The sequence below is a fragment of the Microbacterium paraoxydans genome (assembly GCF_018224615.1).
Taxonomy (GTDB): Bacteria; Actinomycetota; Actinomycetes; order Actinomycetales; family Microbacteriaceae; genus Microbacterium; species Microbacterium paraoxydans_B.
Genome location: NZ_JAGTUK010000001.1, coordinates 430,594 through 452,020 on the forward strand (window position 1 = coordinate 430,594; position 21,427 = coordinate 452,020).

Below are 21,427 nucleotides of genomic sequence, written 5' to 3' on the forward strand. Positions count from 1 at the left end.
TCAGGCGGGGTCGCCGCCGAGCGGGCCGACCGGCTCGAGGGGCTTGGGGTCGTCGGCGCCGGTCTTGCGGGCGCGGGCGATCAGGTTGCCCAGGTGGTAGATCAGCAGCGCGGCGACCGTGCCGAGCACGATGCCGCCGAACGCGAAGTCGCCCAGCTGCATCGAGAAGCCGGCGATGCCGATCACGAGCGACACCGCGGCCGTGTACTGGTTGACCGGGCGGGAGAAGTCCACGCGGCTGTCCACCCAGATCTTGATGCCGATGATGCCGATCAGGCCGTACAGGGCCGTGGTCGCACCGCCCAGCACGCCCGCGGGGATCGAGTTGAACACCTCGCCGACCTTGGGGGAGAACGCGAGCAGGATCGCGAACATGCCCGCCACCCAGTAGACGGCGGTCGAGTACACGCGGGTCGCGGCCATGACGCCGATGTTCTCGCCGTACGTGGTGGTGCCCGAGCCGCCGAAGCCACCGGCGATCGTGGTGGCCACACCGTCGGCGATCAGTGCGCGGCCGGTGTGCTTGTTGATCGACGGGTCCTCGGTCATGGTCGCGACGCCGCGCACGTGGCCGACGTTCTCCGCGATCAGCACGAGCACGACCGGGAGGAACATGGCGATCGTGGACCAGGTGCCCGGCTCGACGAAGTCCGGCAGCTGGAAGTGGGGCAGTCCGATCCACGGCGCCTCGGCGATCAGCTCGGCCGGGGTCTTGCCGCCGCGGAGCGCGTTGGGCACGTCGAACGAGCCGGTGAACGCGGCCCAGACGAAGCCGACCGCGACGCCGAGGAAGATCGAGATGCGGCCGAGGAAGCCGCGGAACAGCACCGCGAACAGGATGATCGCGACGAGGGTGATGGTGGCGGTCACCGGGTCGAGCTGGAAGTTGCTCCACGCGGTGGGCGCGAGGTTGAAGCCGATCAGCGCCACGATCGCCCCGGCGACCACCGGCGGCATGAGGGCGTCGACCCAGCGGAGCCCCGCGAACTGCACCACGAGCCCGACCACGGCGAGCAGCACGCCCACCGCGACGACGCCCGCGAGCGCGGAACCCGTGCCGCCCGCGGCGACGGCCGCCGTGATGGGGGCGATGAACGCGAACGACGAGCCGAGATAGCTGGGCAGCTGGTTCTTCGTGATGAGCAGGAAGATCAGGGTGCCGAGGCCGCTGAACAGCAGCGTGGTCGAGACGGGGAAGCCCGTCAGCGTCGGCACCAGGAACGTGGCACCGAACATCGCGACGACGTGCTGGAGGCCGATCGCGACGGTCGCGGACCAGCTCAGTCGCTCGTCGGGACGGACGACGGCGCCGGGCTCGACCGTGCGGCCGTTTCCGTGCAGCTTCCACAGGGCCATGCGGGCTCCTCAGGGTTCGGGGGATGGCGGGAGTGCTGGAGCAACACTACCGATTCCTGAGTGTTCCCTGAGCGGCCGGCGTCACGCCGCCGAGGGGCGCTCAGGCGCCCAGACGCTCGATCAGCTCGCGGTAGCGCGCGGTGGTGCGGGCGACGACGTCGTCGGGCAGCACGGGCGGCTCGCCCTGCTTGTCCCAGTTCGCGGCGAGCCAGTCGCGCACGATCTGCTTGTCGAAGCTGGCCATGCGCTCGGCCGGAGTGGTGCCGGTGCGCCACGCCTCGGCGTCCCAGTAGCGCGAGGAGTCGCTCGTGAGCACCTCGTCGGCCAGGCGCAGCGTGCCGTCGGCGTCGGTGCCGAATTCGAACTTGGTGTCGGCGAGGATCAGGCCCTTCTCCTCGGCGATCGCGGCGGCGCGGGTGTAGATCGCGAGGGAGGCGTCGCGCAGTTCGGCGGCACGCTCGGCCCCGACCAGCTCGACCACGCGGTCGAAGGTGATGTTCTCGTCGTGCTCGCCCATCGGCGCCTTGTAGGCGGGGGTGAACAGCGGCTCGGGCAGCCGGTCGCCGTTGTGCAGGCCCTCCGGCAGCGCGATGCCGCACACCGTGCCGTGCTCCTGGTACTCGGCCCACCCGGATCCGGTGATGTAGCCGCGCACGACGCACTCGATCGGCAGCATCTCGAGCGACTGCGCGAGCATGGCGCGGTCGGCCACCTCCGCGGGCAGTTCGCCGGGGGCCAGGTGGTTGGGCACGTCGAGCTGGGCGAACCACCAGCGGCTCAGCCGGGTGAGCAGGGCGCCCTTGTCGGTGATGCCGGGGGACAGCACCACGTCGAACGCGCTGACCCGGTCGGAGGCGACGACGAGGATGCGCGTGTCGGCGGGGTCCTCGGAGGCGTACAGGTCGCGGACCTTGCCGGAGTACAGGTGTCGCCACCCGGGGATGGTCTGGGCCGTGCCGTCGGAAGGTGTGCTCACCCGCCCATTATCCCGGTCCCGCGCGGAGGCTCGTGCGGCCGGTCGGCTCGGGGCCCCGGGCGGTTGCCGGGAGGCCCGCGGGAGGCGTATAGTCCACGTGGACTAATCGAGGTGGAGCACTGATGAAGAAGGACCCCGTCGACACCCTCACCCCGCTGGGCGTGATGGTGCTCGCGCTGCTGCGCGAGGGCGACATGCACCCCTACGAGATGGTGCGCCTGCTGCGCGCCCGCCACGACGACCGGCTGATCGCCGTCACGAACGGCACGCTGTACCACACGGTCGCGCGGCTCCAGAAGGCGGGACTGCTCGACGAGGTCGGCATCGACCGTGACGGCAACCGGCCGGAGCGCACGACCTACACCCTCACCGACCAGGGCCGGGATGCCGTGCTCGCGTGGGTGCGCCGCGAGCTGCCGCGCATCGACCGCGAGACCGACGCCCGCGTCGCACTCGCGGAAGCCCACAATCTCGACCGCGACGACGTGATCGCGCTGCTGCACGAGCGTCGCACGGCCCTCACCGACTCGCACACGCTGCACCGCGACGGGCTGCACAAGGCTCGCCGGAAGGGCGTTCCCGCCCAGGTCCTCGTCGAGATCGAGCGCCAGGAGGCGCTGCTCGCCGCGGAGCTGCGCTGGCTCGACTCCCTCCTCACCCGGCTCGACGGCGACGACCTCTCGTGGGGTCCCGACGCCTTCCACGACACCGACCGCTACCTCGCTCAGCGAAAGGCTGCACAGCAATGACCGAATCCCGCCAGGCCGCAGGGCCGCAGACCGGCCCCTTCGCCGCCGGTCACGCCCCGAAGAGCCCGTGGCCCGCGCTGTGGGCGCTCGTCATCGGCTTCTTCATGATCCTCGTCGACACCACGATCGTGTCGGTCGCGAACCCGGCCATCAAAGCCGCCCTCGACCCGCAGACCAACAATCTCGACAACGTCGTGTGGGTCACGAGCGCCTACCTGCTCGCCTACGCGGTGCCCCTGCTGATCACCGGACGCCTCGGCGACCGCTTCGGCCCGAAGAACATCTACCTGATCGGCCTGGCCGTGTTCACGCTCGCCTCGCTGTGGTGCGGTCTGTCGACCACGCTCGAGGGCCTGATCGCGGCGCGCGCGGTGCAGGGGCTCGGTGCGGCCTTCATGACCCCGCAGACGATGGCCGTGATCACCCGCACGTTCCCGCCCGAGCGCCGCGGCGCCGCCATGGGGCTGTGGGGCGCGACGGCGGGTGTCGCCACGCTCGTCGGTCCGCTCGCGGGCGGCCTCCTGGTCGACGGCCTCGGCTGGGAGTGGATCTTCTTCGTCAACCTGCCGGTGGGCGTGGTGGCGTTCGTGCTCGCGTGGATGCTGGTGCCGCGCCTGAAGACGCACCCGCACCGCTTCGACCTCGTCGGGGTCGTGCTCAGCGCGGTGGCGCTGTTCCTGATCGTGTTCGGCTTGCAGGAGGGCGAGAAGTTCGACTGGGGCGTGATCTGGGGGCCGATCTCGGTGTGGAGCCTGATCATCGCGGGCGTCGTGGTGCTGGCGCTGTTCATCGTGCAGCAGGCACGGACGCGCAGTGAACCGCTGGTGCCGCTCGGGCTGTTCCGCGACCGCAACTTCTCCGGCGCGAACGTGGCGATCGCCGCGGTGGGCTTCACGGTCACGAGCATGTCGCTGCCGATGATGTTCTTCCTGCAGACGGCGCGCGGACTCACGCCCACCGAGGCCGCGATGCTGCTGATCCCGATGGCGGTGCTGTCCGGTGTGCTCGCCCCGGTGGCCGGCAAGATCCTCGACCGCGTCGACCCGCGGGTGATCCTCATCCCCGGCCTGCTGTGCGTGGGCGGAGCGCTGCTCTGGTACTCGGCCCTGACCACGATGGACACCCCGATCCTGATGTTCCTGCTGCCCTCGGCCCTGATGGGAATCGGCAACGCGGGCATGTGGGGTCCGCTCGCGACGACCGCCACGCGCAAGCTGCCGCCGCGGCAGGCCGGCGCGGGCGCGGGCATCTACAACACGACCAGGACGATCGGTTCCGTGATCGGCTCGGCGTCGATCGCGGCGTTCATGCAGTCGCGCCTCGAGGCGAACCTGCCAGGACTGTCGGACGCCCCGGCGGGCATCAGCGGGGGCGGGTCGCTGCCGCCGCAGGTGGCGGAGGGGTTCGCGGCCGGCATGGCGCAGGCGCTCCTTCTGCCCGCGGCCGTGATCGTCGTGGCGCTCGTGGCCGCGCTGTTCCTCGGTCGCTACGACCGCACCGACGCCGAGGCTCCGGCGGCCGCGGCTCCGGCACCTCCCGCGTGAGCGGGGTGGAGGGAGGGCGGAGTCCGCGCTCCCTCCACAGCCCCGGCCGGGGCACCCGTGGCGGTGCGCTCAGGCCTGCGTGCTGAAGACCGACGACAGCACGAGACCGGCACCTCCGAGCAGCGTGATCTGATCCGGGTCGTCCGCGAAGAACACCGTCGGGGGCTGTCCGCGCTCCGGCGCGAGGCGCGTGACCCAGGCCTGCAGGGCCGTGCGCAGGGCGTCGCCGCCCGTGCAGGCGTCGCCGTGCATGATGTAGTGCCCCGGCGCGAGGATCTGCTCGTTGTTGGCGATGCCGATCGCGAGGTTGCGCGCGTAGAGGTCCAGCAGGGCGGCCGCGTCTGCCGAGCCGTCCGCCGCGAGGGCCGAGAGGCTGCGCGAGTCGAGGGTGTCGGCGTGCGGAAGCCCGGCCGCTGCCGCCCGGTCGCGCAGCCACCCCAGCGTGGCGACCGTCTCCCAGCAGCCCCGCCGCCCGCACCGGCACTCATCGCCGTCGAGCTGCACGATCGTGTGGCCCGACTCGCCGCCCGCGCCGTTCTCTCCGCGGAGAACCTCGCCGCCGTGCACGATGCCGAAGCCGAGCGCCTCGCCCGTGTACACCGACGCGAAGTCCTGGATCTCACGGCCGAGCCCGAACCACCGGTCGCCCAGCGCCTGCACGCGGGGGTGGTGGTCGACGAGGGTGGTGGCGCCGAAGCGCTTCTCCAGCAGCGCGACCACGGGAAGGCCGTTGAGCCCCGGCGTGAGGTGCATGGAGATGACGCTGCCCGTGCTCGTGTCGACCATGCCGGCCGCGGCGACCCCGATGCCGACGAGCTGCTCGCCCGCGAAGCACCCGTCGGTCACCTGGTGGAGGCAGGCGGTGATCTCCTCGGTGGAGGCGTCGCGGCGATAGGCGGCATGGTGCATCTCGTGGATGGTGCCGTCGAACGCGATGCGGGCGGCCACGACGAAGTCGGGGGAGAGGTGCACGGCGCCGAGCCACGGGCCGTCGCTGCGGAACCATAGCGGCCTGGCCGGTTTGCCGCCGGCTTCGGACGGTGCGACGGGTTCGCCCTCGACGAGCGTGGCGGAGTCGAGCAGCGGCTGCAGGATCGTGGCGATCGTGGCGCGGTTCACGCCGAGCGAGCGCGCCAGCTGCGCGCGGCTGGAGGGGCCGAGGCGGTGCAGGGTCTCCAGCACGCGGCGTCGGTTGGCGGCTCCGATCGCGCTCGTGGTGATGAGCGGACGACGCGAGGTCTGGTCGGAGAACACCAGGTCGGCGTGCGGTTTGCCTGACGGTGCCATGGCACCTGCCTTTCCGGTCGCGACGGGTGCGGCGATGGCTCCGTCTGCGGATCAGTTTACAAGGAAGAATGTTTGGTTTAGTGTCATACATACCTCGCGGCGCGCGGGCATCCATGAAGAAGTGGGGTAGGCAGTGAACCACAGCAGGTCGGCACGAGTCGGAGTCATCGGCGGGGGCATCCGCGGCGGCATGTTCGCCAGGGCGCTGCAGGAGAACCCCGACGCCGAGCTCGTCGCGATCTGCGACCGCAGCCCCGCTGTGCTGTCCACCATGGTCGAGCAGCTCGGCGTCCCCGGCTACGCCCGCACGGAAGAGCTGCTGGCCGCCCACCCCGACCTCGACGGCGTCGTGATCGCCACGCCCGACTTCGCGCACCGCGACGCCGCCGTGCTGTGCGCCGGTGCCGGCCTCGACCTGATGATCGAGAAGCCGCTCGCGACGGACGTCGACGACGCCAGGGCCATCCTCGACGCCGCCGACGCCGCGGGAGTCCGGGTCATGGTCGGCTTCGAGAACCGGTGGAACGTGCGGTACTCCTCCGTGCGCGACCGCCTTGCAGCCGACGGCGACCCCCGGATCAGCGCTCAGATCATCAACCTCAACGACACGATCTTCGTGCCGACCGAGATGCTGTCGTGGTCGTCGAAGAGCTCCCCCGCCTGGTTCCTCATGCCGCACTCGCTCGACCTCGCGTGCTGGATCGGCCGCACGCACCCCGTCTCGGTCTATGCGGTCGGCGCGCGGGACCGCCTCGCCGACGCCGGCATCGACACGTGGGACCGCGTCAACGCCGTGTTCACCATGGCCGACGGCTCGCACGTCGCCCTCAACTCCTCGTGGGTGCTGCCCGAGTCCATGCCCTCGGTGTTCGACTTCCGGTACGAGATCCAGTCCGCCGGCCACGTCGTGCACATCGACGGCGCCGACGACGGCGTGATCGCGTACGACGCGCAGCGCGGGCAGCTCGTGCAGTCCGCCGTGCACGAGCGCGCCGGCCGCATCCACGGCGTGCCGATCGATATGGTCGGCGACTTCGTCCGGCTCGTGCGCGGCGAACCCGTCGACGTGCCGGACGCCCACGACGGCCTCCTGATCACCGCCGCGATCGAGGCGGTGCACACCGCGCTCGAGACCGGCGACGTCGTCTCCATCTCCGTCTGACTCCGCTTCACCTGCACCACCGCGATACCCGAAAACACGCGACACCCGTCCGGAACTTCACGAAGGAGCAAGGAAATGAACGCATCACCGTCGATGAGCCGGGGCCTCTCCCGGCGTCAGGTCTTCCAGCTCGGCGGACTGGCCTTCGGCGCCATCGCCCTCGCCGGCTGCACGCCCGGTGGACAGCAGCAGAGCACCGGACCGCTCACGGCCGGCTCGGGCAAGCCCTCCGGCCAGATCAGCATCCTCGACGACAACACCAACAGCATCTTCAAGGACTGGGCGATCGCCGAGTTCGAGAAGCAGACCGGCATCAAGGTCGTGACCTACCAGCAGGGCAACTTCAACGACCTGCACGACAAGATGGCCACGATGTTCGCGGCGCAGGACTCGTCGTTCGACGTCGTGATGACGTGGGCCGGATGGTCGGCCGAGTTCGGCCAGGCCGGATGGCTGGAAGAGCTCGACGCCTCCGCCGTGCCGGACGACCTCATCCAGCCCGCGCTCGACGCGGTGTCGTGGCGCGGCAAGGTGTACGGCCTGCCCAAGTTCGTCAGCACCCAGACCATGTTCTGGAACAAGGACCTGTTCGCGGGCGCCGGCCTCGACCCCGAGACGGGCCCGGCGAGCTGGGACGACTTCGTCGAGGCAGCCAAGGCCCTCACCGGCGGCGGACAGTACGGCTATGCGTGCGACATGGGTAACCCCGCCGGCGCCTACCAGAACTTCCTGCGGGCGCTGCTGCTGAACGGGGGCGAGTTCTACGACGCCGACTACAACCCCACGTTCGCGAGCGACGCGGGCGTCGAGGCGCTCACCCGGATGGTCGAGCTGCTGCAGGTGCACAAGGTGATGGACCCGTCGTCGCTGCAGATCACCAACGCCTCCGACCTCGCCGACCTGTTCGCGCGCGGCCGCACCGGCATGGTGTTCAACTGGCCGTTCCAGTACGCGGTCGCCACGGCCGACGGCGCCGCGACCACGGCCGCGACGGTCGGCAACGGCCTGCTGCCCGGCATGTCGGTGCGCTCGGCGTCGATCGACGGCTCGGAGGGCTTCGCGATCAGCCGCTTCTCGAAGAACAAGGAGGCGGCGCTCGCGTGGCTCCAGTTCGTCACGACCGGGAAGGTGCAGTCCGACATCGTGGAGAAGGAGGGCTGGTTCCCCGTGTCGCAGTCCGTGCTCGCCGAACCCGCCGCCCGCGAAGCGCTGCCCATCCTGTCCACCTACGAGCAGTCCACCGAGTACGTGACCAAGCGCTACGGCACCCCCTGGTCGAACGAGCTCGACCAGGCGCTCTCCGTGCAGCTCGTCAATGCCATGAACGGCACGACCTCCCCGAAGGAGGCGCTGGAGTCGGCGCAGAAGACCGCGGAGGACCTCGTGAAGAAGTACCTGAAGTAGGGCGACCGGAATGGGCGTGAACCTCCTGGAGAGGAGCCGCCGGCGGGATCTGCGTTTCGGCCTCATGCTGATCGCGCCGGCGGTGCTCATCATCGCGATGCTCCTCGGCTACCCGATGGGCTATGCGGTGTTCATGTCGTTCCACCAGTGGAACGACAAGCTCGGGCTCGAGCACCCCTTCATCGGGCTGGAGAACTACGGGCAGCTGCTGACCGACCCCGCGGTGCACCGGGCGATGGAGCGCACGGCGTACTTCTCCGTGATCACCGTGATCGGCGGGGTCGCGCTGGCCGTGGCGATCGCGGTGCTGCTGAACCGGGAGTTCCGCGGGCGCACGCTCGCCAGGGTGCTGCTGCTCGTGCCGTGGGCGGTGCCCCCGGTGGTCAACGGCATCATGTGGAAGCTGATCTTCGACGGCAGCACCGGCATCGCCAACACGATCCTGCGCGGGCTCGGTCTGACGGAGGAGAACGTGCAGTGGCTGTCCGATCCGGCGCTCGCCATGAACATCCTGGTGTTCGCGGAGATGTGGAAGCTGCTGCCCTTCCTGTGTCTGCTGATGCTCGCGGCGCTGCAGGGCATCCCGTCGAACCTGTACCGGGCGGCGGCGATCGACGGCGCGGGGCCGTGGCGGGCCTTCTGGCGCATCACCCTGCCGAACATGCGCGGCGCCCTGATGTTCGCGCTGATCGTGCAGTCGATGTGGTCGCTGAAGGTGTTCGACACCATCTACGTGCTCACGGGCGGCTCCGGCGGCCCGGCAGAGGGCACCACCACGATCAACTTCCTCGCGTACCTGGTCAACTTCAGCAACCTGGACCGCGGCTACGGCTCGGCGATGGCGGTGGGGATCATGATCCTGGTGCTCGTGGTCGCCGTGTTCTGGATCCTGCTGTTCGGCGGGTTCCGTCGGAAGAGGGGAGAGGCGCATGCCTGACCTGACCACCACCGCCCTCGTCACCACGGACCGCCCGCGCGGGCGCCGGGTGTCGCGTCGCGGACGGCGTCGGCTCACCGCGGTCGTGTGCGCGATCCTGCTCGTGCTGGTGATGGCGTTCTTCCTCGCACCGTTCCTGTGGATGTTCGTGTTCAGCGTGTATCCGTCGAGCGCGCTGCAGGGGCAGACCCCCGACCTGTCGCCGTCGCTGCTCACGGTCGACGCATACGTCCGGCTGCTGTCCGACGGCAGCTTCCTCACCCCGATGGCGAACTCCGCGATCGTGGGGCTGTCGACGACGATCATCTGCATGACGGTGGGTGCGGCGTGCGCGTACGCCATCGCCCGGTTCAAGTTCCGCGGGCGGCAGCCGCTGCTGCTGAGCATGATGACCGTGCAGGCGATCCCGGTGATCGTGCTCGCGGTGCCGCTGTTCATCCTGCTGCGCTCGGTCGGCCTGTACGACCAGCTGCTCGGGCTGATCGCGACCTACACGGCGTTCATCCTGCCGCTCGTGATCTGGATGCTGGTCGGGTTCTTCGAGGACATCCCGCCCAGCCTGGAGCGCGCCGCTCGCATCGACGGGTGCAACCGCTTCCAGATCATGTACCGGATCGCGTTCCCGCTCGCCGCCCCCGGCATGGCGGCCACAGCGATCCTGGCGTTCATCACCAGCTGGAGCGACTTCTTCCTCGCGAAGGTGCTGACGTCGAACAACGCCGTGACTCTGCCGGTGAAGACCGCGGCGTTCCAGGGGCTGTTCGCGATGGACTACACGTCCGCCGCGACGGCGGGAGTGATCACGGCCGTCCCGGTCCTGATCCTCACCCTCGTGGCACAGAAATGGATCATCCGCGGCATGACCGAGGGTGCGGTGAAAGGCTGACCATGGCACAGATCGAACTGGTGGGCGTCGAGAAGTCGTACGGACGCCCGAAGCGCGGACACGAGGCCCGCAAGGCCGTCTCCGACCTCAGCTACGTGATCGAGGACGGGCATTTCGTGTCGCTGCTCGGCCCGTCCGGCTGCGGCAAGACCACGACCCTCAACATGATCGCGGGGCTGGAGGACATCTCCGGCGGCGAGATCCTCATCGACGGTCGGCGGGTCGACGACCTCGACCCCGACAAGCGCGACCTGGCGTTCGTGTTCCAGGACTACGCGCTGTACCCGCACATGAGCGTGTACGAGAACATCGCGTTCGGGTTGCGGATGCGCAAGGTCGCCAAGGACGAGATCGACCGTCGCGTGGTGGACGCGGCACGCCGGCTCGACATCGGCCACGTGCTCGACGTGAAGCCCAAGAGCCTGTCGGGCGGGCAGCGGCAGCGGGTCGCGCTCGCCAGGGCCATCGCGCGGCGCCCCGCCGTGTTCCTGTTCGATGAGCCGCTGTCGAACCTCGACGCCCTGCTGCGCGATCAGACCCGCAGCGAGCTGAAGGTGCTGCACCGCGAGCTCGGCGCGACCAGCGTGTACGTGACCCACGACCAGGAGGAGGCCATGACCCTCTCCGACCGGATCGCGGTGATGAGCCGAGGGCGGCTGGAGCAGTACGGCAGCCCGTACGAGGTGTACCACGAGCCGGCGACCGAGTTCGTGGCGTCGTTCGTCGGCAAGCCGCGCATGAACCTGTTCACCGCGATGAGAGGGGAGCGCGGTCGCCACGTGCTCCCTGGCACCGCGTTCGGCGTCGAGTCCGGCGTGGTGCCGGACGAGATCCGCGTGGGGCTGCGCCCGGAGGAGTGCGACCTGCGGCGGCCGCTGGCCGGCGAGCAGCCGCACGGCACCGTCGTCGCGGTGGAGCCGCTGGGCAACGTGTCCGACGTGCACCTCACGATGGGCGATGTGGAGTTCCTCGTGCGGGTGCCCGGCTTCGGCTCCTACGACGTGGGCGACGCCGTGGTGGTCGACCTCACCCGTGCGCGGCTGCACTGCTTCGACCCCGAGACCGGGCAGCGCCTCGCCGCTGCCTGACCCCGCTGCCTCAGCGCAGCGCCAGCTGGAGGCGGGCGCTGAGGCGGTCGGCGGCGCCGCGCACCCGCCGCGCGTGGCCACCGGCCGGTTCCTCGAGCGCGATCCGCACGTCGGAGCCGGTCGGGAGCGCGGCCGCGGCCACGTGCACGGTGCGCGGACCGCTGAACGCGGTGCCGCGGGTCGTGAAGACCACGCGGCGGTCGTCGAGGATGCGCCATTCGGCGCGACGCTGCCGCTCGGCGATCCGCCGGACGGCGTCGAGCACGGAGTCGGTCGCGGCTGGCGTATGGAAGCTGGTGTGCGCGACGGCGCGCATCGGTCCCTCCGATCGTGGTGTCTGGACGGGCGTCTGCCCCCGCGTGCCCTACGGATGAGACGACGGGAAGCCCCGTTCATTACGCGGTTCCGCACACTGGCGCGTTCCGGCACACCGGTCTCCCAGGGTTAGGGTGGATGGTCGGCGGCCGCCGGGTCGTCCCCCCAGATCCCCGAGGAGCCCACGACCGTGAGCCGAAATCCATCCTCCGCGGCGAGCCGTCTGCGCCGCTTCGCCCGCACGGCGACCGCCTCCGCGCTCGCCGCGCTCGTCGCCGCCGGCGCTCTCCTGGCCGGTGCCGCGCCCGCTGCGGCCGAGGGCGAGACCTACGTCATCGGCACCGACACGACCTTCGCGCCGTTCGAGTTCACCGACGCCGACGGCAAGCTCGTCGGCATCGACATGGACCTGCTGCGCGCGATCGCGAAGGATCAGGGCTTCGAGGTCGAGATCCGCCAGCTCGGGTTCGACGCCGCCGTGCAGGCGCTCCAGTCGAACCAGGTCGACGCGGTCATGGCCGGCATGTCGATCACCGACGAGCGCAAGGCCACGTTCGACTTCAGCGACCCGTACTTCACCAGCGGCGTGCAGCTGGGCGTGCTCGAGTCCAGCGACATCCAGTCGCTCGACGACCTCGACGGCAAGACCGTCGCGGTCAAGACCGGCACGCAGGGGCAGAGCTTCGCCGAGGAGAACCAGGAGAAGTACGGCTTCCGCATCACGCCGTACCAGGACACGACCGACATGGTCGACGCCGTGAAGGCCGGACAGGCCGTCGGCTACTTCGAGGACTTCCCCGTCCTCGCCTACGGCATCCAGCAGGGCTCCGGCTTCCGGCTGATCGGCGAGCCGGCGCTCGGCGGCGAGTACGGCTTCGCGGTGAACAAGGGGCAGAACACCGAGCTGCTGGAGATGTTCAACGCGGGCCTGGCGAACCTCAAGGACTCCGGCGAGTACGACGAGATCGTCGACCGCTATCTCGCGGGCGACGAGACCGCGGCGCAGCCCGCCGACATCATCTCGGTGGCCGTGAAGTACTGGCCGGCGCTGATGGAGGGCCTGTGGCTCACGATCCTCGCGACCATCGTCGCGATCGTGGCGGCGTTCATCCTCGGCATCATCTTCGGCTTCGGACGCATCTCCCGCATCGCCCCGTTCCGCTGGATCGCGACCGCGTACGTCTACGTGTTCCGCGGCACCCCGATCCTGATCCAGGCGTTCTTCGTGTTCTTCGCGATCCCGCAGCTGATCCCCGACCTCACGTTCAACCCGTTCGTGGCCGGTGCCATCACGCTGTCGCTGAACACCGGCGCGTACATGACCGAGATCATCCGCGGCGGCATCCAGGCGGTCGACCCCGGTCAGGCGGAGGCCTCGCGTTCGCTCGGCCTCGGTCACTGGAAGACCATGCAGAAGGTCGTGCTGCCGCAGGCGTTCCGCATCATGATCCCGTCGTTCGTGAACCAGGGCATCATCACGCTCAAGGACACGTCGCTGATCAGCGTGATCGGCCTGGCCGAGCTCACGTTCGTGTCGCGCCAGATCATCGCCTCCACCTACCTGTCGGCGCAGGTGCTCACCATCGTCGCCATCATCTACTTCGTCGTGATCACGCTGCTGACGCTGCTCGCGAACCGCCTGGAGAGGACGCTCAACGCATGAGCAAGATCGACGTCAGGAACCTGCACAAGTCGTTCGGCGACAACGAGGTCCTCAAGGGCATCGACCTCACGGTCGACGACGGCGAGGTCGTCGCGGTGATCGGTCCGTCCGGCTCGGGCAAGTCCACGCTGCTGCGGTGCCTCAACAAGCTGGAGGAGCCCACCTCGGGCCACGTCGTGATCGACGGCGTCGACCTCACCGACAAGAGCGTCAAGCTCGATGAGGTGCGCCAGCGCATCGGCATGGTCTTCCAGCACTTCAACCTGTTCCCGCACATGACCGTGCTGGAGAACATCACCCTGGCACCGGTCGAGCTCGGCCGCATGACCAAGGCGGAGGCGAAGGACCGCGCGCTCACGCTGCTCGAGCGCGTGGGGTTGTCGGAGAAGGCCGACGCCAAGCCCGCGTCGCTGTCGGGCGGGCAGAAGCAGCGCGTGGCCATCGCACGCGCCCTCGCGATGGACCCCGAGATCATGCTGTTCGACGAGGCCACCAGCGCCCTCGACCCAGAGATGGTCGGCGAGGTGCTGCAGGTGATCCGCGACCTGGCCGAGGGTGGCATGACTATGGTGCTGGTGACCCACGAGATGGGCTTCGCGCGCGAGGTGTCCGATCGCACGGTGTTCATGGACGGCGGTGTCGTGGTGGAGCAGGCTCCGCCCGCCGAGCTGTTCGGCGCCCCCAAGAACGAGCGGCTCCAGGACTTCCTGTCGAAGGTGCTCTGAGCGCTGTCCGCGAAGGCCCGCCCCGGTGTCCGGTGGCGGGCCTTCGCGCGTCCGGTCAGCCCACCGGCGCGGGGTGACGACGGATGGTCGCGCTCACCAGGGCCGCGACCGCGCACAGCCCGGCGGCGGCGAACCACGCGACCGTGTACTGCCCGGTGTGGTCGCGCACGAGCCCGGCGAGGATCGAGGCGATGCCCGCGCCGATCTGGTGCGCCGCGAACACCCAGCCGAACACCAGCGGGCCGCGGTCGCCGAACACCTCGCGGCACAGGGCGATCGTGGGTGGCACCGTGGCGACCCAGTCGAGGCCGTAGATCACGATGAACACGATGATGCTGGGCTGCACCTCGGCCGACAGCAGGCTGGGCAGGAACAGCAGGCTCACCCCGCGCAGCGCGTAGTACGCCGCGAGCAGGATGCGCGGGTTGACGCGGTCGGTCAGCCAGCCGGAGAACACGGTGCCGACGATGTCGAAGATCCCGACAACGGCCAGGAGTCCCGCGGCCGTGGTGGTGGGCATGCCGTGGTCGTGGGCGCTGGGGATGAAGTGCGTGCCGATGAGGCCGTTGGTGGTGGCGCCGCAGATCGCGAAGCCGATCGCGAGAGCCCAGAAGGTCTTGGTGCGGGCGGCGTCGCGGAGCGTTCCGAGCGCGAGCTTCGCGGCACCCCACGCGTTGCCGCGGGGCACGGGCGCCGGAGGGGTGGTGGGCGCGGGCTCGCCGTATCGTCCGACGCCGAGGTCGCTCGGGCGGTTGCGCACGAAGATCCACACCAGCGGGGCGACCGCCAGCGCGCCGCCCGCGATGATGAGCGAGGCCCCGCGCCAGCCGATGTCCTCCGCGGCGGCGGCGATCACGGGCAGGAAGATGAGCTGCCCCGTGGCACTGCCCGCGGTGAGCACGCCGGACACGAGTCCGCGGCGCGTGGCGAACCAGGTGTCGGTGATGGTCGCGGCGAACACGAGCGCCATCGACCCGGTACCCAGGCCGATCAGCACGCCCCACGTGAGGATGAGCTGCCCCGGCGTGGCCACGAGCACGCTCAGCGCCGCGCCCGCTCCGATCACGAACAGGGCGACGACCGTGACCGCGCGGATGCCGAAGCGCTGCATGAGCGCGGCGGCGAATGGGGCGATCAGGCCGTACAGCAGCAGGTTCACCGAGACCGCGAGCGACAGCTCCGCCGTGCTCCAGCCGAATTCCTCCTCGAGCGGCACCATGAGCACGCCGGGGGCTGCCCGGAATCCGGCGGCACCGATCAGGGCGATGAGCGCGACGAACGCGACGGTCCACGCGGGGTGCAGGCGGCGGCGGACGACGGGAGGGTCCTGCACCGGCTCGTCGACGGATTCGGCGGTCATGCGGCGCGCCCGGTGTGCAGGGCGAAGGGTTCGCCGCCCATGCTGCGGCGCGCCCAGCGGGTGCTGTCGGCGTCGAGCGGGGCGGTGCAGCGGGCGCACCAGTCCACCGACGTGGCGGTCTCGCCGCAGCGCGCGCACGAGACCTCGAGGCCCCACGGCCCGTCCGGGTCGGTCGTGCGGCTGAAGCGCGCGTAGGCGTGGAGGATCGGCAGGGTCTCGCGTCCGGCGTCGGTCAGGCGGTAGCCGCTGCGGGCGTCGGCGGGGTCTTCGCGGGTCAGCAGCCCGGCGTCGTGCATCGCGGCGAGGCGGCGCGACAGCACCGAGTCGGCGGCACCCGTGGCGGTGCGCAGTTCGTCGAAGCGGGTGCGGCCGGAGAACAGCTCGCGCAGCAGGAGCAGGACCCAGGGGTCGGCGAGGACATCGGCCGAGCGGGCGATCGGGCAGGTCGCGGACGACCAGTCGGAACGGAGAGGCATGCCGTCACTTTCGTGAAGAAAGTTCACGACGTCAAGACGCGGCGGGCACTATGGCAGGAATCGTCGCCGGATTCGACCGGGATCGCACGACGGCGGCGGCGAAGCCCCGCCGGGCAGGGTTACTCGGCGACGCGGGCGGCGATGTCGCGGCGGTAGTGCGAGCCGTCCAGGCGGATGCGCCCGATCGCGTCGTACGCGCGGTCACGGGCCGTCCGGAAGTCCGGCGCCACCGCCACCACGTTCAGCACGCGCCCGCCCGTGGCGATCAGCGAACCGCCGGGGGCGTCCGGGCTGGCGGTCGCCGCGTGCACCAGGCGCACCCCCTCGACCCCGGCCGCGTCGGCCAGACCCCCGATCGGGCGCCCGGTCTGCGGCGCCTCCGGGTAGCCCTCGCTCGCGAGCACCACCGTGATGGCGGCGTCGTCGCGGAACACCGGCTCCGGCTGGTCCTCGAGCGTGCCCGAGGCGGCGGCGAACAGCAGCTGCGACAGCGGGGTCGACAGCCGCGGGAGCACGACCTGCGTCTCCGGGTCGCCGAAGCGCGCGTTGAACTCGATGACGCGCACGCCGTTCGGGGTGAGGATGAGCCCGGCGTACAGCAGCCCGATGAACGGGGTGCCCTCCGCGTCGAGCTGCCGCACCACGGGCAGTGCCACATCGCGCGTGACCTCCGCCACGAAGGCCTGCTCGCTGCCGAACTGCTCCGCGAGCCACGGCAGCGGGGAGTACGCGCCCATGCCGCCCGTGTTGGGACCGGCGTCGCCGTCGAACGCGCGCTTGAAGTCCTGCGCCGGGCTGAGGGCGCGCACGGTGTCACCGTCGCTCAGGAAGAACAGCGACACCTCGGGGCCGGAGAGGAACTCCTCCACGAGCACGGGTCCGGCCGGGAGGTACTGCTGGGCGTGGGCGAGGGCTTCGGCGCGGTCGTCCGTCACGATCACGCCCTTGCCCGCGGCGAGCCCGTCGGCCTTGACCACGTACGGCGCGCCCAGGGAGTCGAACGCGGCCTCGACCTCGGCAGCGGTCGCGGCGCGCACGGCCCGACCGGTCGGCACACCCGCGGCGTCCATGACCCGCTTGGCGAACGACTTCGAGCCCTCCAGCTGCGCCGCGGCCTTCCCCGGACCGAACACGGGGATGCCGCGCTCGCGCAGCTCGTCCGCGACGCCCGCGACCAGCGGAGCCTCCGGGCCGATCACGACGAGGTCGATCGCGTGCTCGTTCGCGAACGCGGTGACCGCGGCGCCGTCGAGCGGGTCGAGCGACACGGGCGTGGCGTCCTGCGCGATGCCGGCGTTGCCCGGGGCGACGACGATCTCGTGCTCCACCTCCTCCGCACGGAGGGCGAGGATGATCGCGTGCTCACGGGCACCGGAACCGAGGACGAGGATCTTCACCCGTCCAGCCTACCGAGGCCCGTCGCCCGGGTTTCGGCCGCGGACGGCCGTGCGCCTCAGAGCTCGATCGGACGCTCGACGCTCGCGTCCCACGGCACGGTCCACCCGGTCGCGTCGAACAGGGCGTCCAGCACCATCGCCGTGAACCCCCACACGATCGTGCCGTCCACGTCGAACGCGGGGCCGCGGAACGTGCGGCCGAGGCGCGTGAGGGTCGACGTGAACCGGGTCGCCGGGTCGAGCAGCTGGGCCACCGGCACGCGGAACACCTCGACCGTCTCGGCGTGGTCCACCGCGACCACCCGCGACGGCGACCGCCACCACGCCAGCACGGGCGTGACGAGGTGGTTGCTCGCGGCGAGCGGGATCACCGGCAGCGTGGACAGCACCTCGACGCCCGCGGGGTCGAGTCCCGTCTCCTCCTCGGCCTCACGCAGTGCCGTGGCCACGGCATCGGCGTCGGACGGCTCGACGCGCCCCCCGGGGAACGACACCTGGCCGGGGTGGGACGACAGCGTGGGCGCCCGGCGCTGCAGCAGCACGTCGAGGTCACGGGCCACGGCCGCGTCCGGCGTGGCGGCGGGAACGTGGTCGAGCACGCCGAACAGGATCAGCACCGCGGCGTCGTGCGCGCTGCGCGGGTCGGCGAGCGGCGGGATCGGCACGCCCCAGGAGTGGTCCGTGGCGGCAGCGAGCAGCTCGGCGCGCGCGCCCTGGGGGTGCATGCTCATACCCCGAGCTTAGGCCGCCGTCGTGGGCGCTGGCCGCGGTTCTAGGGTGGAGGCATGGCGAGGAAGATCGACATCATCGACGGTCGGGCGGCGCTCGATGCCGTGCGGGCGGCCGAGGCGGCGGGCGACAAGCCGGCGCGCCCCTCGCTCGCGACCGCGGTGCGGTACCTGCTGCAGCTGCTCGACGAGAAGGCGCCGGGGAACAGTGTGGAGGTGCGGGTGCCGCCGTTCGGTGCCGTCCAGGTGATCCAGGGTCCGCGGCACACCCGTGGCACGCCGCCCAACGTGGTGGAGATGGACGCGGCCACGTGGATCGCGGTCGCGACGGGCGCGGAGGCGTGGGGAGAGGCCGCGGCGTCCGGGCGCATCCACGCGTCGGGCACCAGGGCCGACCTCGCCGCCGTCCTTCCGCTGCGTCCCTAACGCCGCGCGACCACGAGGGGCACGCCCGTGCGCGGGTGCGGGAACACGTCGACCGGCTGCCCGTAGACCTCGGCGATGCGGTCGGCGGTCAGCACGGCGGACGGCGCTCCGGTCGCGGTCACCCGTCCGCGGGCGAGCAGGGTCACCCGGTCGGCGTGGGCGAGCGCGGCGTTCAGGTCGTGCAGCACCACGGCCACCGCGGCACCGTCGTCGGCGAGACCGCGGATCAGGCGCATGACGTCTTCGTGGTGCTTCAGGTCGAGCGCGGCGGTCGGCTCGTCCAGCAGCAGCACCCCGGTGCGCTGCGCGATCACCCTGGCCAGGGCCACGCGGGCGCGTTCGCCGCCCGACAGCGACGGCACCGTGCGGCCGGCGAGCGCCGACACCTCGGTCTGCGCCATCGCCTCGGCCACGATCTCGTCGTCGGCCTCGGCCACGGGGGTGCGTGCCCACGGGGTGCGACCCATGCGTACGACCTGCTCGGCCGTGAACGGGAACGTGACGGTGTTCTCCTGCAGCAGCACGGCTCGCCGCTGGGCGAGCGTGCGGGGGCGGATGCCCGCGACGGGACGGCCGTCGAGGGAGACGTGGCCGGACTGCGGCGCGACGTCGCCGGACAGCACCCCGAACAGCGTCGACTTGCCCGCGCCGTTCGGCCCCACCAGCGCGTGCACCTCTCCCGCGTGGATGTCGATCGCGGCGTCGGCGAGGATCGTGCGGCCGTCGCCCACGCGCACCGTGAGCCCGGTGCCGCGCAGCCGCGGGGTCATGCCCAGCCTCCGGACCGGCGGCGGGTGCGCACGAGCAGCCACAGGAAGAACGGCCCGCCCACGAGCGAGGTGATCATGCCGATGGGCAGGTCGGCCAGCGGCACGGCCGTGCGGGCGACGAGGTCGGCGAGGGCGATCAGCAGCGCGCCGCCGAGTGCGGAGGCGATCACGAGCGGCAGGTGTGCGGGGCCGATGATCATGCGCATGAGGTGCGGCACGACGAGCCCGGCGAAGCCGATGATGCCGGCGAACGCGACCGCGGCGCACACGAGCAGCGCGACCGTGACGATCACGACCATCCGCAGCAGCTCGACGCGCACGCCGAGGTGCCGGGCGGTGCGCTCGCCGAGGGCGAAGAGGTCGAGGCTGGGGGCCACGAGCAGTGCGACCACCACGCCGACCGCGACCAGCGGGGCCACGAGCTGGATGTTCGACCAGAGGGCCCCGTTGAGCGAGCCGAGCTGCCAGAACACGATCTGCTCGCGCGTGGAGGTCGTGCCGAGGAAGGTGAGGAAGGCCATGCCCGCCCCGGCGATCGCGTTGATGGCGATGCCGGTGAGCAGCAGCGTGACCACCTCGGTGCGCCCGCCGGAGCGGCTGAGCAGATACACCGCGAACACGGCGGCCAGTCCGCCGAGGAACGCGAACACGGGGGTGGTCCACAGCCCGAACGTGGCGAGGCCGAACGTGATGCTGGCGGCCGCGCCGAGCGCCGCACCGGACGAGACGCCGACCACCCCCGCGTCGGCGAGCGGGTTGCCGAAGATCGCCTGCATGAGCACGCCGGAGACCGCGAGGGCCGCGCCGACGAGCAGCCCGAGCACGAGCCGGGGCAGGCGCAGGTTGTAGATCACCCCGTAGTCGGTGGCGGCAGCCGGTGCCCACGCGGTGTCGATGCCGATGCCGCGCAGCAGCACCCCGATCAGGGCGGTCGGCGACAGGTCGTACTGCCCGCTGGTGATCGAGACGACGGTCGTGACGGCGAGGGCTGCCACGAGCGCGAGGACCACGAGTCCGAACCGCAGGCCCCGATGCCGGGTCGGCGTCGGCGTGACGACCTCGCCGGTCACGACGCGGGCTCTGCGGCGTACAGCGCCCGGGCGAGGGCACCGATCACGTCGGCCGACCGCGGTCCGAAGCTCAGGATCTCGGCGTCGGCCATGTCGATCACGCGGCGGTTCGCCCCGGCAGGGGTCTCCGCGACGGCGGGCACGCGCTCGATCAGGCCGTCGATGCCGCCGACCGACTCCAGGCCGTCGGTCATCATCACGAGCACGTCCGGCTGCGCCGCCACGAGGGCTTCCGCGGTCATCGGCTTCATGCCCTCCCAGCCGATCTCGGCCGCGACGTCGACCCCGCCGACCGCGTCGATCAGAGAGTCGGCGCCGGAGTCCTCGCCGAAGATGTAGTACACGTTGGCGCTGCCGCGCACGTAGAGGAAGAGCATGCGGGCGCGGTCCTCCGGTGCGGCGGGGGTGACCTGCGCGATCTCGGCCAGGGTGGCGGCGACGTCGGCGTCGAGGCGCTCGATCAGTTCGGCGCCACGGGTGGGCACGCCCAGGGCGGTGGCGATCTCGGTCACGAGCTCGTCGGTGGTGTCGAGGCGACGGTCGCTCGAGATGACGACCACCGCGATCCCGGCGTCGCGCAACTGCTGGCGCACCTCCTTGGGGCCGATCGTGGTGTCGGTGAGCACGACGGTGGGCGCGAGCTCGAGGATCGCCTCGGGGTTGAGCGTGTGCCCGGTCTTGGTGACCACGGGGAGGTCTTCCGTGCCGGGGAACAGCGTCGAGGAGTCGCGCCCCACCACGCGGTCGCCCAGGCCCAGCGCGAACACGGTGGACGCGATGGTGCCGGAGATGTCGATCGGGAGGATGCGGTCGGCGTCGGTGACCTCGACGGTGCGCCCTTCGCTGTCGGTCACGGTCACGGGCAGCGCGGGAGCGGAGTCGTCGGTGACGGGCTCCACGGCGTGGCTCGCGAGGCAGGCGGTCGCGGGGCCGGTGGCGGTGCGGACGTCGTCGACGAGGTCGAGGTCGGCGAGCGGGACCGACGCCTGCGGGCAGGTGTCGTCGGGAGTCTCCGGGCCGGCGGCGGTGGCTCCGGGGTCGGCGCACGCGGCGAGTCCGAGGGCGAGAGCGCCGGCCAGAAGCAGGGCGGAGAGGCGTCGCATTAGGC

At 71.2% G+C, this 21,427-nt stretch carries 21 protein-coding genes; 10 read left to right on the forward strand and 11 right to left on the reverse strand.

Going from position 1 to position 21,427, the window contains the following annotated elements:
* Entirely contained in the window at positions 1-1,356 is a 1,356-nt protein-coding gene (locus tag KE274_RS02055) for a uracil-xanthine permease family protein (protein WP_211540714.1), read from the reverse strand.
* Between the two features lie 100 nt (positions 1,357-1,456).
* Entirely contained in the window at positions 1,457-2,332 is an 876-nt protein-coding gene (locus tag KE274_RS02060) for a phosphoribosylaminoimidazolesuccinocarboxamide synthase (protein ID WP_211540716.1), read from the reverse strand.
* Positions 2,333-2,454: 122 nt separating this feature from the next.
* Between KE274_RS02060 and KE274_RS02065 the strand changes: the two genes are divergently transcribed.
* Both KE274_RS02065 and KE274_RS02070 read left to right on the forward strand, forming a co-directional pair.
* The gene (locus KE274_RS02065; RefSeq protein ID WP_211540718.1) at positions 2,455-3,081 is read left to right on the forward strand and encodes a PadR family transcriptional regulator; all 627 of its coding nucleotides are present in this window, start codon (positions 2,455-2,457) and stop codon (positions 3,079-3,081) included.
* Positions 3,078-4,625, forward strand: a complete 1,548-nt coding sequence (locus KE274_RS02070) for a DHA2 family efflux MFS transporter permease subunit (RefSeq protein WP_211540720.1) — start codon at positions 3,078-3,080, stop codon at positions 4,623-4,625. Before KE274_RS02065 ends, KE274_RS02070 begins: the two co-directional genes overlap by 4 nt.
* 69 nt (positions 4,626-4,694) lie before the next feature.
* Here the strand turns inward: KE274_RS02070 and KE274_RS02075 are convergent, their stop codons facing one another.
* Positions 4,695-5,912 (reverse strand): ROK family transcriptional regulator, encoded by a 1,218-nt coding sequence (locus KE274_RS02075; RefSeq protein WP_211540722.1) that lies wholly within the window; start codon positions 5,910-5,912, stop codon positions 4,695-4,697.
* A 133-nt stretch (positions 5,913-6,045) separates the two neighbouring features.
* Here KE274_RS02075 and KE274_RS02080 point away from each other — a divergent pair, with 133 nt between their 5' ends.
* The 5 genes from KE274_RS02080 to KE274_RS02100 all read left to right on the forward strand — a co-directional run bounded on the left by KE274_RS02080 (position 6,046) and on the right by KE274_RS02100 (position 11,389).
* Positions 6,046-7,074, forward strand: a complete 1,029-nt coding sequence (locus KE274_RS02080; RefSeq protein WP_211540724.1) for a Gfo/Idh/MocA family protein — start codon at positions 6,046-6,048, stop codon at positions 7,072-7,074.
* A 75-nt stretch (positions 7,075-7,149) separates the two neighbouring features.
* Positions 7,150-8,478, forward strand: coding sequence for an ABC transporter substrate-binding protein (locus tag KE274_RS02085; protein WP_211540726.1), 1,329 nt, complete (start codon positions 7,150-7,152; stop codon positions 8,476-8,478).
* Positions 8,479-8,488: 10 nt separating this feature from the next.
* Positions 8,489-9,415 (forward strand): carbohydrate ABC transporter permease, encoded by a 927-nt coding sequence (locus tag KE274_RS02090; protein WP_211540728.1) that lies wholly within the window; start codon positions 8,489-8,491, stop codon positions 9,413-9,415.
* Positions 9,408-10,301, forward strand: a complete 894-nt coding sequence (locus KE274_RS02095) for a carbohydrate ABC transporter permease (RefSeq protein WP_211540730.1) — start codon at positions 9,408-9,410, stop codon at positions 10,299-10,301. Before KE274_RS02090 ends, KE274_RS02095 begins: the two co-directional genes overlap by 8 nt.
* 2 nt (positions 10,302-10,303) lie before the next feature.
* Positions 10,304-11,389 carry an ABC transporter ATP-binding protein gene (locus KE274_RS02100; protein WP_211540732.1) on the forward strand — a complete coding sequence of 362 codons (1,086 nt, stop codon included), beginning with the start codon at positions 10,304-10,306 and terminating at the stop codon, positions 11,387-11,389.
* Between the two features lie 10 nt (positions 11,390-11,399).
* Here KE274_RS02100 and KE274_RS02105 read toward each other — a convergent pair whose 3' ends face one another.
* Positions 11,400-11,705, reverse strand: coding sequence for a hypothetical protein (locus tag KE274_RS02105; protein ID WP_211540734.1), 306 nt, complete (start codon positions 11,703-11,705; stop codon positions 11,400-11,402).
* 189 nt (positions 11,706-11,894) lie between these two features.
* Here KE274_RS02105 and KE274_RS02110 point away from each other — a divergent pair, with 189 nt between their 5' ends.
* Both KE274_RS02110 and KE274_RS02115 read left to right on the forward strand, forming a co-directional pair.
* On the forward strand, positions 11,895-13,367 hold the full coding sequence (locus tag KE274_RS02110; protein WP_211540736.1) for an amino acid ABC transporter substrate-binding protein/permease: 1,473 nt from the start codon (positions 11,895-11,897) through the stop codon (positions 13,365-13,367).
* Positions 13,364-14,092 carry an amino acid ABC transporter ATP-binding protein gene (locus KE274_RS02115; RefSeq protein WP_211540738.1) on the forward strand — a complete coding sequence of 243 codons (729 nt, stop codon included), beginning with the start codon at positions 13,364-13,366 and terminating at the stop codon, positions 14,090-14,092. Before KE274_RS02110 ends, KE274_RS02115 begins: the two co-directional genes overlap by 4 nt.
* Positions 14,093-14,147: 55 nt before the next feature.
* Here the strand turns inward: KE274_RS02115 and KE274_RS02120 are convergent, their stop codons facing one another.
* The 4 genes from KE274_RS02120 to KE274_RS02135 all read right to left on the reverse strand — a co-directional run bounded on the left by KE274_RS02120 (position 14,148) and on the right by KE274_RS02135 (position 18,056).
* Positions 14,148-15,452 (reverse strand): MFS transporter, encoded by a 1,305-nt coding sequence (locus KE274_RS02120; RefSeq protein ID WP_211540741.1) that lies wholly within the window; start codon positions 15,450-15,452, stop codon positions 14,148-14,150.
* Positions 15,449-15,928 carry a winged helix-turn-helix transcriptional regulator gene (locus tag KE274_RS02125; RefSeq protein ID WP_211540743.1) on the reverse strand — a complete coding sequence of 160 codons (480 nt, stop codon included), beginning with the start codon at positions 15,926-15,928 and terminating at the stop codon, positions 15,449-15,451. The genes KE274_RS02120 and KE274_RS02125 overlap by 4 nt, the downstream gene beginning before the upstream one ends.
* 119 nt (positions 15,929-16,047) lie before the next feature.
* Positions 16,048-17,325 (reverse strand): phosphoribosylamine--glycine ligase, encoded by a 1,278-nt coding sequence (purD, locus tag KE274_RS02130; RefSeq protein WP_211540745.1) that lies wholly within the window; start codon positions 17,323-17,325, stop codon positions 16,048-16,050.
* 56 nt (positions 17,326-17,381) lie between these two features.
* Positions 17,382-18,056, reverse strand: a complete 675-nt coding sequence (locus tag KE274_RS02135; protein WP_211540747.1) for an NUDIX hydrolase — start codon at positions 18,054-18,056, stop codon at positions 17,382-17,384.
* 54 nt (positions 18,057-18,110) lie between these two features.
* On the opposite strand from KE274_RS02135, the gene KE274_RS02140 reads away from it, so the two are divergent.
* Positions 18,111-18,479 carry a sterol carrier family protein gene (locus KE274_RS02140; RefSeq protein ID WP_211540748.1) on the forward strand — a complete coding sequence of 123 codons (369 nt, stop codon included), beginning with the start codon at positions 18,111-18,113 and terminating at the stop codon, positions 18,477-18,479.
* Here KE274_RS02140 and KE274_RS02145 read toward each other — a convergent pair.
* Genes KE274_RS02145 through KE274_RS02155 form a run of 3 tightly spaced genes read right to left on the reverse strand, consistent with a single transcriptional unit; the run spans position 18,476 to position 21,422 of the window.
* Entirely contained in the window at positions 18,476-19,249 is a 774-nt protein-coding gene (locus tag KE274_RS02145) for a heme ABC transporter ATP-binding protein (RefSeq protein ID WP_211540750.1), read from the reverse strand. The genes KE274_RS02140 and KE274_RS02145 overlap by 4 nt on opposite strands.
* Positions 19,246-20,319, reverse strand: coding sequence for a FecCD family ABC transporter permease (locus KE274_RS02150; RefSeq protein WP_211540753.1), 1,074 nt, complete (start codon positions 20,317-20,319; stop codon positions 19,246-19,248). Before KE274_RS02150 ends, KE274_RS02145 begins: the two co-directional genes overlap by 4 nt.
* The gene (locus tag KE274_RS02155; protein ID WP_211540763.1) at positions 20,316-21,422 is read right to left on the reverse strand and encodes a heme/hemin ABC transporter substrate-binding protein; all 1,107 of its coding nucleotides are present in this window, start codon (positions 21,420-21,422) and stop codon (positions 20,316-20,318) included. The genes KE274_RS02150 and KE274_RS02155 overlap by 4 nt, the downstream gene beginning before the upstream one ends.
* Positions 21,423-21,427: the final 5 nt, after the last annotated feature.